This is a genomic window from Bacteroidota bacterium, from assembly GCA_016699695.1.
In the GTDB taxonomy this organism is placed as follows: Bacteria; Bacteroidota; Bacteroidia; order Bacteroidales; family UBA10428; genus UBA10428.
The window spans coordinates 1,514,643-1,530,304 of record CP065006.1; the positions used below are offsets into that span (position 1 = coordinate 1,514,643).

The window sequence follows — 15,662 nt, forward strand, 5'->3', positions numbered from 1 at the left end:
CTATGTTTTTTTTGTAAATTGCCTCCCACTAAATATTGAATTGCCTTGTTGCTTCGCCCTTTTATATTCTTTTTGCTTTTAGTTTTTTCCGCAGGTAAGGTTTCGGCACAAAATGCCCGGCAATATCTTAAGGCTGGCGATTTACTTTTAGAAAGCGGAATGCCGGATGCAGCCCTTGAAGAGTATTACAAGGCTTATTCCATCGATTCTACCGATGGTAAATTGCATGCTGCCATTGGTCTGGCCCACCTGGCCAAAACCGACAGCCTGAATGCAGCCGAAAACTTCTGCAGGGCTGCAATGCTGGATTACGATGCAGCGGCCAATTACACATTGGCTTCGGAACTTTTTTTACAGCTGAAGGAATATACCAATGCCCGTAGTTGCGCAGATAAAGGTTTAAAGATCAAACCCCGGGACGAGGAGCTCCTTCTGATAAAAACACGCATACTTTTAAAACAGGAAGATTACAATCAAGCCTATACCGTTGCTGAGGCTGCGCTGGCTATCACTGAAACCGCCCGCACTTTGTATTACTTTGGCTTAGCAGCCTTCCATGCCGGAGATACACTTGCTGCCGAAAAGGCTCTCGAAAAAGCAATTATTCGCGACAGCCGGTTTGAAGATGCCTACCTGGCACTTGCAGAAATACAATATACCCTTGGCCTCTACCAATATACCATCGACAATTGCTCAGTAGTTATAATTAGTCTAAATGCTGAAAATGCCAAAGCACTTGCTCTTAGAAGCAATGCCTACCTGCGACAAAACGATACTATCAAAGCTCTTACCGACTTAAACAAAGCACTAATAGTTGGAGGAGATAATTATTCCCTTTACATGCTTCGTGCAGGTATTCATGAGGCTTTAATGGATACTACCCAAGCTATTGCTGATTATACCCAAGCCCTGACGCAAATCGATACCTCTATGGACGCCCTTACAAAAAGAGCAGCTCTGTATGCATTGCTTGGCGAAAAGGAAAATGCACTGAAAGATTACCGTCGCATATTGCTGCTGATAGGTACCGATGAATCACATGCAAATTTGGCCGGAAAAATCCAACAAAGCATCTTCGACCTTAGCAGGGAGGAAAATGAGCCTGTGCTTACCCTGCTTTCGCCCGAATTAAACGAACAAGCAGAAATAAGGGTAGAAGAAGGCCAAAAGCAGCTGACTGTCTCAGGAACTATCAGTGATGTGTCGGGGGTAAAAATATTGCGGCTCAATAACCTTAACCTAAGCTTTTTACCTTCTGGTGTAGGCGAATACCGTTTCGATACCCTCCTTGCGCTTGAATCGGTCGATTTTATTTCTTTTACCATTGCCGATATTTATGACAACCTCAGCACAGAGACTTATCCTATTATAAAAACAGAAAAAGAAAAACCACGTTTTGAGCTTCAAAACCCCATTATTGGCGAAGAAACTCAAATTTTGCTTCATCCAGACGACAATAGTCTTTACTTCGAAGGCAGGATATTGGATAAAAGTCCGATTGTTTCCATAAAAATTGATGACATCGATGCCAACTTTATCCGGGAGGACTATAATCCCCGGTTTACTGCCATTGTCGATGTCAGGAACAGTGCATCTATTAGCATTTCTGCCACCGATATGTATGGCAATCAATCGTTGCGCGACTTTGCGCTCCTGCGCCCATCGAAACTGAGGTCTGATGAAAGTCCCATGGGCAAAACCTGGCTGGTGGTGCTAGAGAACAACAATTACACACACCACAATAACAGCAGTTTACCAGGGGAAGAAATAAAAAACCTTTTGGAGACTTTTAGTAAATACGAATTTGCCGGACTTATTCACAAAACCAACATGAGCTTACGCGATATGGAATGGTTTTTTTCGATTGAATTACGTGACCTGGTGCGAAACAACAAAGTAAAATCCTTGCTTATCTGGTATTCCGGATTAGGTGATGTGCAGGAAGAAATTGCCTGCTGGTTGCCTGTCGACAGTCGCATCAAGGATGCTTCGGGTTCATATAAAATCAATGCATTAAGGGCTTCATTGGCAAGCTATTCGTCGCTCGAACACCTTTTAGTAATAAGCAGTGCAGGATTGCTTAAAACTTCGGAAAGCCTAATCCCCTACAGCCTCGAAAACTGCAACAATACTGTACTCATCTCAAAAAAATCGGCCCAGATGTTTGGTGCTACTTTTTTAGATACCGGACAAAACCATGCAGTGTTTCTTTCTGCTTTTACCGATGCCTTGCAAGCGAACCCTGCCTCGTGTATTCCTTTAGATGCTCTTTACGAAAGAATATCACTACGCATGGAACAGGAAGGATTGGAAAAGCCCGTTTTGGTTCCTTTCGGAAATCTGGATCACGAGGATGGCACTTTTTTCTTCGTGCGAAAAAATATTCAGGAATGAAGCTCCCCGCAGCAAGCTGACGGGGTATCTGCAAAGGATTTTATTTTATTCGCCTCAAGAGGCGGGGTATTTACCCACGCACCCGCTTTCAGTCCTGATGTAAATCGGGATTCGACTATAAAATTTGGTAATGGTGCCAAAAATAGTTGGTGATTATTTGTTTTAAATTTTGTAAAATACAAGAGTAAATCTAAAGAGGACTTAGGCTCTGCTGGAGAGCAACCTGATAGCAATAAGATTTACCACGGGAATTGGGCCCTGACTAACAATCAGGGCCTTTTTATTCAATTTCTGTGATTATGGCTTAGAAAACTCTTTGGTTTTTATAGTATAAATACCATCTTATAAAGCTTTTACGATGTTCTTTGGATAGTCCTCGGTGTAGAGTTATGTGACTTTTAAGATGTCCAAAAAATGACTCTAATCCATTTGTGGATTTTGGAATTCTGTCATTGTCCAGATAATGGAACATATCAGGCAAAGCCTTCTTAATAACTGTAAATGAACGCCTAACCATTTTATGAGTGTACCAATACCTTCCAGTATCAAAGTTGTAGCTTTTTTGATCTAAGAATTCCTTATGTTTTTCATGCCAGTTGTATAAGTTGACAACCCAATTCCCCCATTGCTCTTTATTCTCAATTTTATGTAACTGGTTTATAATAGTTCTAAGTTCCATACCTGCAATACTCTTGGGGTTCATTGTAAGCCAGATACGACACATTCTTTGAACATGAATAATACACCGTTGAACGGTTACATGTTTACATACTTTACGAATCGCTTTAAGCAGTGATTTATGTCCATCGCATGTTATACTTTCTATTTGGACTCCAAGCTTTAATAGATTTTCCAGGTCTTCTTTCATTTCGTCATACCATTCCCCATCAGTTAATCGATACAACTGTGTGAATTTTATCGTGTTATCTCTGTAAAGAACCAAACAAAGATCTTTACTGAAGTAGGTTCCATCTATCAATAAATTAACCTTCTCTGATGGCTTAACTGCATATACAGGGGATTGTGAGAGATAATAAGAAAACATTCGCTTAAGCGTCCGCTCAGAGTATCCACTGGATTTGCTTATCTGTGGTATCGTTTGTCGTCCAATAACCCAATGCTGAAACCAAACTTTTTGATTTGTTTTCTTTGTAAATAGACTAGCATTAGTGAATAATATACCGCAAAATTGACATTTAAAACGTTGTTTTCCTTGCTGGGTTCCCCATTTGATTAAATTCAAACTTTGACATGCCCAACAACGCTTTTTTTTGATGTTTTCATAAATATAAAAGAGTTAACTGAAACAACTTTCAATTAACTCTTTTGTATCTCAATAGTGACAAGGAATAAAAAACTTTTTACCAACTATTTTTGGCCTCTATATCTAAAATTTCATTTCGTGAACTCATGAAATTTAAGTCTCAAGAATAAAGCATGCCTCTGTACTATCGCCTAAGGAGAAATATGCCACAGAGCCCTAATAAGCGTTTATCAACTGAAGGTGCTAAACGATTTTAGCCACAAAGAATTCTCTGTTAAGTCGGGCAATGTGCGAAAGTGAAATTTCTTTGGGGCATTCAGCCTCACAAGCACCTGTGTTGGTACAGTTTCCAAAGCCCAGTTCGTCCATGGCCTTTACCATATTCTTCACCCTTTCTTTGGCCTCTACCTTGCCTTGTGGCAGGTTGGCGTATTGCGATACCTTTGCAGCCACAAAAAGCATAGCCGAAGCATTTTTGCAGGAAGCTACGCAAGCCCCGCAACCAATGCAAGCTGCGGCATCCATCGCCGTATCGGCATTTCGCTTAGGTATTGGAATAGCGTTTGCATCGGGTACTCCTCCGGTATTTACTGAGACATAGCCACCGGCCTGCATGATTTTATCGAAAGCACTGCGGTCGACTACCAGGTCGCGAATAATCGGAAATGGTTTGGCCCTCCAGGGCTCAATGACAATGGTGTCGCCATCTTTAAACTTCCGCATGTGAAGTTGGCAGGTTGTAACTGCTGTATCAGGTCCATGCGGACGGCCATTAATATAAAGTCCACACATGCCACAAATGCCTTCGCGGCAATCGTGATCGAAACACACCGGTGTGGCAATGTTATCGTCAATAAGCTGCTGGTTTAAGATATCAAGCATTTCGAGAAAAGACGAATCGGGAGAAATACCTTTAAGTTGATACGTTTCGAACTTTCCCTTGGCAGAGGCGTTTTTTTGCCTCCATATTTTAAGTGTCAAATCCATTGCATTCAATTTTATTTTTCGAATAATGAAATCCTCTTGCCGAAGCAGGCTTTATTTTTTATAATTCCGCTGAGCCACCTTAATAAACTCATAATTGAGTGGCTCTTTGTGAATCTGCGGATCTTTGTCGGCTCCTTTAAACTCCCAGGCACCTACAAACATAAAATCGTTGTCGTTGCGCTTGGCTTCTCCTTCTTCGGTCTGATGCTCTTCGCGGAAATGGCCGCCGCAGGATTCTTCACGCATCAGAGCATCGCGGGCCATGAGTTCACCTATTTCGATGAAATCGGCCACCCGACCTGCTTTTTCCAATTCCGGATTAAATTCATCCTTTTCACCAGGTATTTTTACATCTTTCCAGAACGAATCGCGCATCTGTTTAAAGTCTGAAATGGCTTGCTCCAGTCCTTGTTTGTTGCGGCCCATGCCCACCAGGTCCCAAAGTCGAAGTCCGAATTCTTTGTGGAAATAGTCCACCGACTTGTTTCCTTTGATGCTCATAAGCCTATCGACCCGCTGGACTATTTCCTGCTCAGCAGCCACAAACTCAGGTTCGTTGGTTGTCATGCGGGGCGTTAATATATCATCGGCAAGGTAATTCTGAATGGTATAAGGCAATACGAAATAGCCGTCGGCCAGGCCTTGCATCAATGCCGAAGCACCAAGCCTGTTAGATCCGTGATCGGAAAAGTTAGCCTCGCCAATGGCGTAAAGCCCAGGTATGGTAGTCATTAGTTCGTAATCGACCCAGGTGCCACCCATGGTATAGTGAATAGCAGGGTAAATCATCATGGGAGTTTCGTAGGGATTCTCGTCAACTATTTTTTCGTACATCTGAAAGAGGTTGCCATAGCGTTCTTCCACTACGTCCTTTCCCAAACGCTTGATGGAGTCGGAAAAGTCGAGGTAAACGGCCAGTCCGCTGCCTACGCCGTAACCGGCATCGCAGCGTTCTTTGGCTGCCCGTGAGGCTACATCGCGTGGTACCAAGTTACCAAAGGCAGGGTAACGGCGTTCGAGGTAATAATCGCGGTCGGTTTCGGCTATTTCGGTAGGTTTCAGCTTGCCACTGCGTATGGCTTCAGCATCTTCTTTTTTCTTGGGCACCCAAATGCGGCCATCGTTCCGAAGGCTCTCGCTCATGAGGGTGAGTTTCGACTGAAAAGTACCATGCACAGGTATGCAGGTAGGGTGTATCTGCACAAAAGCAGGGTTGGCAAAATAGGCTCCCTTTTTATATACCTGCCAGGCGGCACTGCCATTCGATCCCATGGCATTGGTCGATAGGAAAAAGGCGTTTCCATATCCACCAGATGCAATAACCACAGCGTGCGCAAAATGCCGTTTTATTTTACCGCTAACCAGGTCGCGCGAGATAATTCCGCGGGCTTTACCATCAACCATAACCAGGTTAAGCATTTCGTGGCGGGTAAACAACTCGATTCCTCCCAGGTGCACCTGGCGCATCATGGCGCTGTAGGCACCGAGCAGCAATTGTTGCCCTGTCTGGCCTCGGGCATAGAAGGTACGCGATACCTGTGCGCCTCCGAACGACCGGTTGTCGAGCAATCCGCCATATTCGCGGGCAAAGGGTACACCCTGAGCCACACACTGGTCGATAATAGAGTTACTTACCTCGGCAAGACGGTATACGTTGGCTTCGCGCGAACGGTAGTCGCCTCCCTTAATGGTATCGTAGAAAAGACGGTAGACACTGTCTCCATCATTCTGGTAGTTCTTGGCTGCGTTGATACCCCCTTGTGCTGCAATACTGTGCGCACGGCGGGGACTGTCCTGGTAACAAAAGGCTTTTACCTTAAAACCCATTTCTGAGAGGCTGGCGGCTGCCGAGGCACCGGCAAGCCCTGTGCCTACTACAATAATATCGAGCTTACGTTTGTTCGATGGGTTCACCAGACGTTGAGTGGCTTTGTAGTTTTTCCACTTATCGGCCAGGGGGCCTTCGGGTATCTTAGAGTTCAAAGTTGTCATATCACAAAAAATTAAGCTTACTTAAAAAAATAAATTACCACCGGAATAGCCATAAAACCCAATGTTACAACCAGTGTATACAAAAGACCAAGGCCTTTTATGATAGGGGTATATACCGGATGGTTAAGCCCCAGGGTTTGAAAAGCCGATTGAAAACCGTGGTGAAGGTGAAATCCCAAACCAAGCAAAGCCACAAGGTAGAATACTACAGCACCCAACATTTTAAAGCGGGTAAAGACGAGCGTACCCAGATCGTGGTAGCTTTTACCGTCGTAAACTACTTCGCCCACATCGCCAATGAATTTTGCCTTGATGTAAAAATCGAACAAGTGTAAAATCAGGAAAATGGTGATGACAAGGGCTGTATGAAACATGTATTTGGAAAAAAACGAAAGCTGCGAGTTATTGGCAACCTTATAACCTACCGGACGAGAAAGCATGTTCTGAATACTTAACACTGCCCCATATACCATATGCAGGATAAAACCGCCAAACAAGGCAAATTCCATTATTTTAATGACTTTGTTGGTGCCCATAAAATGGGCTGCTTTGTTAAAAGGCTCAAAGCTGTCCTGTGTAATGATCAGCAGGTTAATGCCCAGGTGAACAAGCAGAAACGAGATGAGAAACAGGCCCATCAGCGACATAAGCAGCTTCTTGCCAATTGAAGAATAAAAAATGTTGCTCATTAGATAAGAATGTTTAAATAGATAGTTAAAACCAAGCTTAAAAGTACCCCGAATTGGCACATTTTGCAACAGCTTGCAGGGCCAATAAAAGTATTTATATTTATTTTAAATTACAACCGCCAGTTATCAGGCTTTTTCATGAAAAATAAATACTTCAGCCTGACTTTTAAAAGACGGACTAACTGTGGAAGATGTTAACTAGAAGGTGCAAGCTACAATCTTGCGTTATCTGAATTTTTTTTCATTATGAGAAGAACAAGGCGTAAAAAAACTATATACCCACGTTGGCACATGAGTAGGGTTCAGCTGTTAGTCTGATAGTTTATTTCTTTTTCTGATAAACCCTTACCCAGTCGATGTACATGTGTTGTGGAAATATGCTTTCTGAATCTGGACGTCCGGCGGTTTTATTTCCAACCGCAACATTCAGCAAAATAAAGAATTCCTTATGAAACTCCGACAAGTAATCGGCAGTAATCGGTGTAGAAGCATATTCATTGCCATCGACCAACCAAACCATCTTTTGGGCATCCCAATCAAGCTCAAAAATGTGGAACGCATCGGCAAACCTGCCCTCTTTATTTTTGTATGAAACTGCTCCCATATTCGCATGTAAACCATCTGCACCGGCATAATGAATATTACACTCTACCACCGAATCGTTTTTGGATCCATATAATTCCAATATATCAATCTCGCCGGATTGAGGCCAGGGTGTGTCGCCTCCATTTTCATCGATATTTGTACCCAGCATCCAAACAGCTGGCCATAATCCATGGCCATAGGGAAGTTTAACGCGGACAACTATCTTACCATATTTCCATGCCTGTTTGTTTGCTGTATTTAAGCGTGCAGAAGTATATTGGTCCATTCCATGTACTTCACTTTCGTGAATCGCTTTTATAACAAGGCATCCGTTTTCGATATATGCATTTTCAGGGCTGTTGGTATAACGTTGCCACTCATCGTTGAAATGTCCGGCTTTCAATTCCTGAAAATTCCAGTTCTTTTCATCGATGGTTGTAGCCTCAAACTCATCCGACCAGGCTAAGTAATAATCCGGTCCGGGGTTATAGTCGGCACTATTTTGGCTAGATGAAGAATCTGAATCATTTGGGGCGCTGCCTTTCCCGGAGTTCGCAAAGGAATGAAGCGAAAGAAACATCATTGAGATAATGGCGAAAATTATTGGTAATCTTTTCATGGTATATTGAATTATTTCATTTGCTAAAATAGGTGCTTTGGTTAGCTCTGAAGCTTCATCCCTCAGCGCAGTTTTCACTAGGCTGCTTTATTTTTTTAGTATCCGCCAAAATTTGTTGTCTATTTATTTTGTCAATTTCCAACATATTATCCATTTCTGTATAATTTCTTTGTCTTTATAAATGTAGCAAATGCTACAAAAATAAAAAAGAGGGTGTCCAAAAATGGGCATCCTCTTTATATTTCTCTTAGTAGGAATTACATTTTAAAAAGAACTTTATAGGCCCAGGCTTCGAGTTGCAGTTTTTCGCCTGCATTCATCACTTCGGTCTGGGAGCTGAAATACTCCTTGTAGGCTCCTTCCATACCACCAGGAACAATTATTTCCTGGTTTTCTGCAGAAAGATTCAATACCACATAAACTTCTTGTTCTCCTTTCGCCCGCTTAAATACAAATACGCTCTGGTGGGTGGTGTCAAGCACCTGCATGCTACCTCCGGCTGCTCCGTTCCAGAATACCTCATTTTCTTTTTTCAGACTGGTAAGCGATTGATAAAAGGGCACCATGCTTTCGTTACTCCAGTCGACCTGGTCTTTTTCGAAAAACTCAAGTCTTTTGTTCATTCCCGCTTCTTGTCCGGTGTAAAGCAAAGGCATGCCAGGAAGGGTAAAGCTCATTACAGCGAAAGTTTTTACTCCCTCACCCATGCGTTCGAATTCGGTGCCGTTCCACGAATTCTCGTCGTGGTTGGTAATGAAGTTCATACGGATTACGGATGGTGGGAAAATGGTATCGTAACGTACAAAATACTCCCGGAGAGCCGATACGCTATCGGCTTTTTTAGCCAGCTGATTCATAATATGGTGCATGTGCCAGGCATAGTTCATGTCGAAAGCTTTTTCCATGAGTCCATAGGTATGTTCGTCTTCGGCCAGCATAAAAACGGGTTTAATGCTATCAAGTGCCACGCGGGCTTTGTTCCAGAACTCTACGGGTACCATTCCGGCCACATCGCAGCGGTAGCCGTCGATATCGGTCTCTTCGACCCAGAATTTCAAAGCATCAATCATAGCCTGATGCAGCCCCTGCTGCTTGTAATCGAGCTGGCACACGTCGGACCAATCGGCAGGGTAGTACATGTTGCCCAGCGAATCTTTGGCATAATATTCAGGGTGTTCGGTAATCCAGTTGTTGTCCCACGAGGTATGGTTGGCTACCCAGTCGATGATGACATACATTCCTTGCATGTGTGCTTCTTCAACCAAGGTTTTGAAATCGTCGAGTGTGCCAAAATCGGGGTTAACAGCCTTATAATCTTTCACCGAGTAATAGCTTCCCAGGCTTCCTTTGCGGTTTTTTTCGCCGATGGGGTGTATGGGCATCAGCCACAGTATGTCTACTCCCAACTCCTTTAGCCTAGGCAGGTGAGGTATAAATGCGTCGATGGTTCCCTCGGGGGTATATTGCCTCAGGTTTACCTCGTAAATAACGGCATCCTTTGCCCAGTCGACCGTTGTTGCGGTTCGTTTCACAAACGTAACAGGCTCCAGTTGCTTGGGTTGGGGTTTTGTGCCGCAGGCCAGGAGGCTAAGGGCCATCAGAACATAAATAATTTGCTTCATTTTATTTTTGTTAGGGATTAGAATTATATCACTTCTTCAACTCAAGTATAAGTGGGGTAAGGGGTTCGAGCATAATAGAACCAGTTAGCTCTATTTCGCGGCCTGAAAGTATGTCTACTGCCTTTGTGTAACCTTCCAGAATTTCGCGGTAACGTTCCAGCTTCAGGCTGTAAGGGTCTTTGTTCTTATTCAGGATTACCACAACAGCCTCAGAATCGTTGTAGCGACAATAAACATAGGTGTGGTCTTCGGGTATAAAGTGTTTGTATTTTCCTGTATGTATCACCTCAGTATCTTTTCTCCAATTAAGAAGTTTTTTCATGAAAGCTTGTGCTTCAAGTTCGCGGGTAGTAAGGCCCTGCCCGGAAAAAGCATTCGTTTTGTCATCTTCCCATCCTCCTGGAAAATCCCGGCGGTAGGAGCCATGGTCTTTGTAGGGACGTGCGTCCATCATAATTTCGGTGCCATAATAAAATTGAGGTATTCCGCGCGTAGTAGCATAGAAAGCCATAATCTGCCTGAATTTGTTCCAGTCGGCATCGATTAAGGTAGTTATGCGGTCCACATCGTGGTTATCGGGGAAAATCAGCAGGTTCTGCGGATTGGGATAAAGGTAATCTTGTGTAATGGTAAAGTACAGGTTGGAGAGTCCTTCCTGCCAGCCTTCTTCTTCGTTAAAGGCTTTGATGGCTGAATAATTTACCGGAAAATCGGTAACCGATTTGAGGTGAGCATTGTACCCGTCGGGGGTGTTGGCATCTTTTTGCCAATAAGCCACGTGCACCGGAAAATTCAGCCAGGTTTCACCTACTATGCTGAAATTCGGATACAGTTCCTGAATAATGCGAGCCCATTCGCTCATGGCTTGTTTCTCGGGATAAGGATGGGTATCCATGCGAATACCACCTAGGTTGGCATATTCAATCCACCAGATGCTGTTTTGCAGGAGATACTTAAACATGTGCGGGTTGCGCTGGTTCAAATCGGCCATGGTGCGGTCGAACCATCCGCGTTCCATTTTATTTTTATCGAAATCAGAAGCATACACATCGTTGTTCACTTCGCCGTGGTAATTGCTGCGGGTATATTCGGGCCACTGGTTAATAAAGTCGGCCATGGGAAGGTCTTTCACCCACCAGGTTTCGGTACCGGCATGGTTAAAAACCATATCCATCACCAGCTTGATGCTTTTTTTGCTGCATTCTTCCGAAAGCTGAAGGTAGGCCTCGTTTCCCCCAAAACGTGCATCGACCTGGTAAAAATCGGTAATGGCATATCCATGGTAAGAATAGGCAGGCATATCGTTCTCGAGCACAGGGTTTAGCCAGAGAGCCGTGTAGCCGTTGTCTCCTATGTAATCAAGGTTTTTTATCACCCCTTGAAGGTCGCCGCCATGACGGCCTAGCGATTGGTTTCGATCGGCTTTTTCAAGCATGCCCGGTACATTGTCGTTCGAAATGTCTCCGTTGGCAAATCGATCGGGCATAACGAGGTACAAGACATCGCTGCTGTTAAAACCTTCGCGCTCTGCTGAGCCTTCGCGGCGTGTTTTCAGTTCGTAATTATATATAAGCCCTTGTTGTCCGCTTTCACCTTCAAAAATCAGATTAAACCCTTCCGTTACTGAAGCCCCAATGGTGAGATCGATAAACAGATAATTTCTGTTTTCTGGCCTTTCTACCTTATTAATTATCACTTCAGCCTTGTTGGTTTTGGGCATGTATTGCTGAATATTTTCGGCATAGACCATTAACTCAATGGTGTTGTATTCCATGGCCTCCCACCAGAAAGGGGGTTCGATGCGCAGGCTGTCCGATGCGCTAAGCCGCAAAAATGAGATTAAAAGAAACAGCGATATTAGGAAGTATTTTTTCACAGCAAAGGAGTTTTAAAGAGTTATCCGATAAAAATAAGAAACTATTTGTAACCAAAGGGTTATCTCTGTCAACATTTTGTACCGGCCTTTTCGCCCTTTGTCCTTTTATTTGCAAATCACAGTTCTTTTTCTGGTTTTTTGATGATTTTGTCGAAGATACCCACCCCTAACCCCTCCTGGGGAGGGGAATTGAAAAACGAAATTGTAAGCAATGGTTCTCCTCAACAATATTTCGTACCGACCATCTCGCTTTTTGTCTTTATTTGCAAATCACAGTTCATTTTTCTGAATTGTGGGTGATGAAATTACTTTAAAATCGTAACCATGGGCTTCAGTAGCTTACGAACTAAAATATTCCATTTGAGTCTTTCAAACTTTAGGGTGTTTGAGAATCAAAGCAAATCAATAGGAAGATAAATCTTTGTATAGAGATTAATTCTATATTTTTAGGTGGGAGGTTTTTGAAACGCAGTATTCCCCTCCCTTGGAGGGGCTAGGGGTGGGTTAATAATGCTAGAAGATGAAGCAAAGAAGAAAAATAATACCCTATAACCCGAAATTAATCCCATTGGCCAAAGCTTTGCGGAAAAACATGACTTTGTCGGAAGTTTTACTTTGGAACGAACTAAAGCAAAAAAAGATGAAGGCTTATGATTTTGACCGTCAAAGGCCAATTGATGAATACCCACCCCTAACCCCTCCGAGGGAGGGGAATTGAGAGGAGTAATTGATGGATATAGTCATTATTCAGAAGAAGCTTATATGAAGAATGTATTGCGTCAGAAAAGACTAGAATCACTAGGTATTTCATTTCTTAGGTTTGATGATATTGAAGTCAAACACAACATTCACAATGTTTTACGTACAATAGAATCGTTTATTGATAATATTGTCGAAAATACACCCACCCCTAACCGCTCCATGGGAGGGGAATTATGAAGAGTAATGGATGGTGATAGTCATTATTCAGAAGAAGCATATAAGAAAGATGTATTGCGTCAGAAAAGACTAGAATCACTTGGTATTTCATTTCTTAGGTTTGATGACATTGAAGTCAAACACAACATTCATAATGTTTTGCGAACCATAGAATCGTGTATTGATGAATTTGTCGAAGTTACCCACCCCTAACCCCTCCCTCGGAGGGGAATTGAGAGGCGAAATTGTAAGAAATGGTTCTCTCTGCCAACATTTTGTACTGGCCTTTTAGTCCTTTGTCCTTTTATTGCAAATCAGGTTTCATTTTTCGCCGCACAGGAGAAAAAAAAGATCCGGTCTGACAAGCAAACCGGATCTCGTTCAAGAAAAATGTGTTCAGTATTATTTAGCTGCTTCTATGCTGGAACCACCGGCAATGGTGTATTCTTTTCCATAAACCACCACTTTGGCTGCTACAGTCGACTCATTTAATACAACCACTTTTTTGGGTTCTGCGCTTACGATCAACTGACTTCCACGCCATAGTACCTTAAAAGAAAATTTCTTCCACTGCGAAGGAAGGCTGGGGTTAAGCACCAATTGCTCGTTGATAACCCTTTTGCCTCCAAAACCTTCTACTACCGACATCCAGGTTCCGGCCATTGAAGTAATGTGAAGTCCTTCGTGTGCCTCGTGGTTGTAATCATCGATATCAAGGCGCGAGGTACGCAGGTACAACTCATAAGCCTTTTCCATTTGTGCAATACGCGCTGCCAACACTACGTGTACACAGGGCGAAAGCGAAGATTCGTGCACGGTACGAGGTTCGTAAAATTTGAAGTTACGGGCAATGGTTTCGGTATCAAAACGCTCTTCGAAAAGGTAAATTCCCTGCAGGGTATCTGCCTGTTTGATGAAGCAAGAACGCAGAATGCGGTCCCATGACCATTTTTGATTGATGGGGCGCTCTTTCGGGTCGAGCTTGTCCACTGTAATCTGCTCCTTGTCCATATAACCGTCCTGTTGCAAAAACACTTTTTCGCTTTCGAGGAAAGGGAAGTGCATGCGGGTGGCTATATCCTTCCAACGTTCGGTTTCCTTTTCGTTGAAACGGGCTTTTGATACTATGGTATCGAAACGAGCCTTGTTGTTATTTTTCACCCATTGAAGTGCTTCCATGGCATACTCTAGAGTCCACACGGCAATGGTATTGGTATACCAGTTGTTATTGATGTTGTTCTCGTATTCATTGGGGCCTGTAACACCAAGCATCACGAATTTCTGCTTGTCTTCGGAGAAGGTAATGCGTTGGTTCCAAAAACGTGCAATGCCCAGCAGCACTTCGAGGCCTGCCTCGGCGAGGTAAGCATAGTCTTGGGTATGGCGCACGTAGTTATAAATAGCAAATGCAATGGCCCCATTACGGTGTATTTCTTCAAAGGTAATTTCCCATTCGTTGTGGCACTCTTCGCCATTCATGGTTACCATGGGGTAAAGGGCTGCTCCGTTGCTAAACCCAAGTTTTTGTGCATTTTCAATGGCACGTTCGAGGTGTTTATAGCGATACAGCAAGAGGTTTTTCGATACTTGCGAAGGAGCTGTAGCAAGGTAAAATGGCAAACAGTAAGCTTCGGTATCCCAATAAGATGCTCCGCCATATTTCTCGCCAGTAAATCCTTTAGGGCCAATGTTGAGGCGATCGTCTTCGCCCGTATAGGTTTGGTTGAGGTGATAGATGTTAAAACGAATACCCTGCTGGGCTTCGTCGTCGCCCTCGATTACAATGTCCGAATGCTCCCAGATGGTAGCCCATTTGGCTTTATGTGCTGCGAGCATTTGTTCAAAGCCGGTTTCCACCGCTTCTTTAATCACCTGGTGTGCGTGCTCCAGAATACGCTCCTTGGGGTGATTAAGTGAGGATAGTACAGCTACATATTTATAGATGTCGAGGGTTTTACCCTTACCTACCTTGATGCTGAATGCAGATTCGACATAGCATTCTTTCGAATGATCGATGGCGGTAAGACCGGTTTCTTTTCCATTGAGAAAAGATTGTACCTGCATGGCAGTGGCTACTTCAAACTCTGTTTTTTTTGTGCGGGCAACCACATAACCTTCACCGTTCTTTACTTCGTGGGCGATCTGGGTCCAGAATACATCGTCCCAGTTGGCATCTTCGTTCACCACGTTACCATTCAGGTAAGGAGTAAACACAATGGTGAAGTCGCCATTGAGCGGGGTAATGCTGTATTTGATTACACCTGTCTGGCTTTTGGCCATGCTCAGAAAACGTATGGCCGACACTTGTAACTGTTTGCCAGAGGGCAGTTCGGCCACAAAATCGCGGCTTAGTGTGCCTTCTTTCATGTTGAGCACCCTTTTAAACGAGGGAACCTGGCATTTGGCAAGGTCAAGGGTTTCGCCATCGACCTGAATGTCGATACCTGTAAAATTAGCGGCATTTAACACCTTGGCGAAATACTCAGGATAACCGTTTTTCCACCAACCTACTTTGGTTTTATCGGGATAGTAAACCCCTGCTACATAAGTTCCCTGAAGAGTTTTGCCGCTATAGGCTTCTTCAAAATTAGCTCTTTGACCGAAAGAACCATTTCCAAGGCTGAAAATGCTTTCGGATGCCTGATGGTGTTTCTGCGAAAAACTGTCTTCGATAATACACCAGGGATCTGTTTTGAGATACTTTATCATTGTTCTA

General features: G+C 43.5%; 10 protein-coding genes and 1 pseudogene. 3 read left to right on the top strand and 8 right to left on the bottom strand.

What is annotated here, in order from left to right:
• Window positions 1-72: 72 nt before the first annotated feature.
• Window positions 73-2,394, top strand: coding sequence for a hypothetical protein (locus IPM71_06475; protein ID QQS52376.1), 2,322 nt, complete (start codon window positions 73-75; stop codon window positions 2,392-2,394).
• Between the two features lie 304 nt (window positions 2,395-2,698).
• Here IPM71_06475 and IPM71_06480 read toward each other — a convergent pair whose 3' ends face one another.
• The 7 genes from IPM71_06480 to IPM71_06510 form a co-directional block, all read right to left on the bottom strand.
• Window positions 2,699-3,637, bottom strand: coding sequence for a transposase (locus IPM71_06480; GenBank protein ID QQS52377.1), 939 nt, complete (start codon window positions 3,635-3,637; stop codon window positions 2,699-2,701).
• Window positions 3,638-3,901: 264 nt separating this feature from the next.
• Entirely contained in the window at window positions 3,902-4,645 is a 744-nt protein-coding gene (locus tag IPM71_06485; protein QQS52378.1) for a succinate dehydrogenase/fumarate reductase iron-sulfur subunit, read from the bottom strand.
• A gap of 51 nt (window positions 4,646-4,696) precedes the next feature.
• Window positions 4,697-6,637, bottom strand: coding sequence for a fumarate reductase/succinate dehydrogenase flavoprotein subunit (locus tag IPM71_06490; GenBank protein ID QQS52379.1), 1,941 nt, complete (start codon window positions 6,635-6,637; stop codon window positions 4,697-4,699).
• A gap of 17 nt (window positions 6,638-6,654) precedes the next feature.
• Window positions 6,655-7,326, bottom strand: a complete 672-nt coding sequence (locus tag IPM71_06495; GenBank protein QQS52380.1) for a succinate dehydrogenase cytochrome b subunit — start codon at window positions 7,324-7,326, stop codon at window positions 6,655-6,657.
• 322 nt (window positions 7,327-7,648) lie between these two features.
• Complete coding sequence (locus tag IPM71_06500) at window positions 7,649-8,530, bottom strand: glycoside hydrolase family 16 protein (GenBank protein QQS52381.1); 882 nt, start codon at window positions 8,528-8,530, stop codon at window positions 7,649-7,651.
• A gap of 257 nt (window positions 8,531-8,787) precedes the next feature.
• Window positions 8,788-10,128, bottom strand: coding sequence for an alpha-glucosidase C-terminal domain-containing protein (locus IPM71_06505; protein ID QQS52790.1), 1,341 nt, complete (start codon window positions 10,126-10,128; stop codon window positions 8,788-8,790).
• A gap of 52 nt (window positions 10,129-10,180) precedes the next feature.
• Window positions 10,181-12,028, bottom strand: a complete 1,848-nt coding sequence (locus IPM71_06510; protein ID QQS52382.1) for a glycoside hydrolase family 13 protein — start codon at window positions 12,026-12,028, stop codon at window positions 10,181-10,183.
• Between the two features lie 520 nt (window positions 12,029-12,548).
• Between IPM71_06510 and IPM71_06515 the strand changes: the two are divergent.
• Window positions 12,549-12,967, top strand: a pseudogene (locus tag IPM71_06515) (DUF559 domain-containing protein).
• A 6-nt stretch (window positions 12,968-12,973) separates the two neighbouring features.
• Window positions 12,974-13,159: a DUF559 domain-containing protein gene (locus tag IPM71_06520; protein ID QQS52383.1), complete on the top strand. Its 186-nt coding sequence runs from the start codon at window positions 12,974-12,976 to the stop codon at window positions 13,157-13,159.
• Between the two features lie 189 nt (window positions 13,160-13,348).
• Here IPM71_06520 and IPM71_06525 read toward each other — a convergent pair whose 3' ends face one another.
• Window positions 13,349-15,655, bottom strand: coding sequence for a glycoside hydrolase family 65 protein (locus tag IPM71_06525; protein QQS52384.1), 2,307 nt, complete (start codon window positions 15,653-15,655; stop codon window positions 13,349-13,351).
• Window positions 15,656-15,662 lie beyond the last annotated feature (7 nt).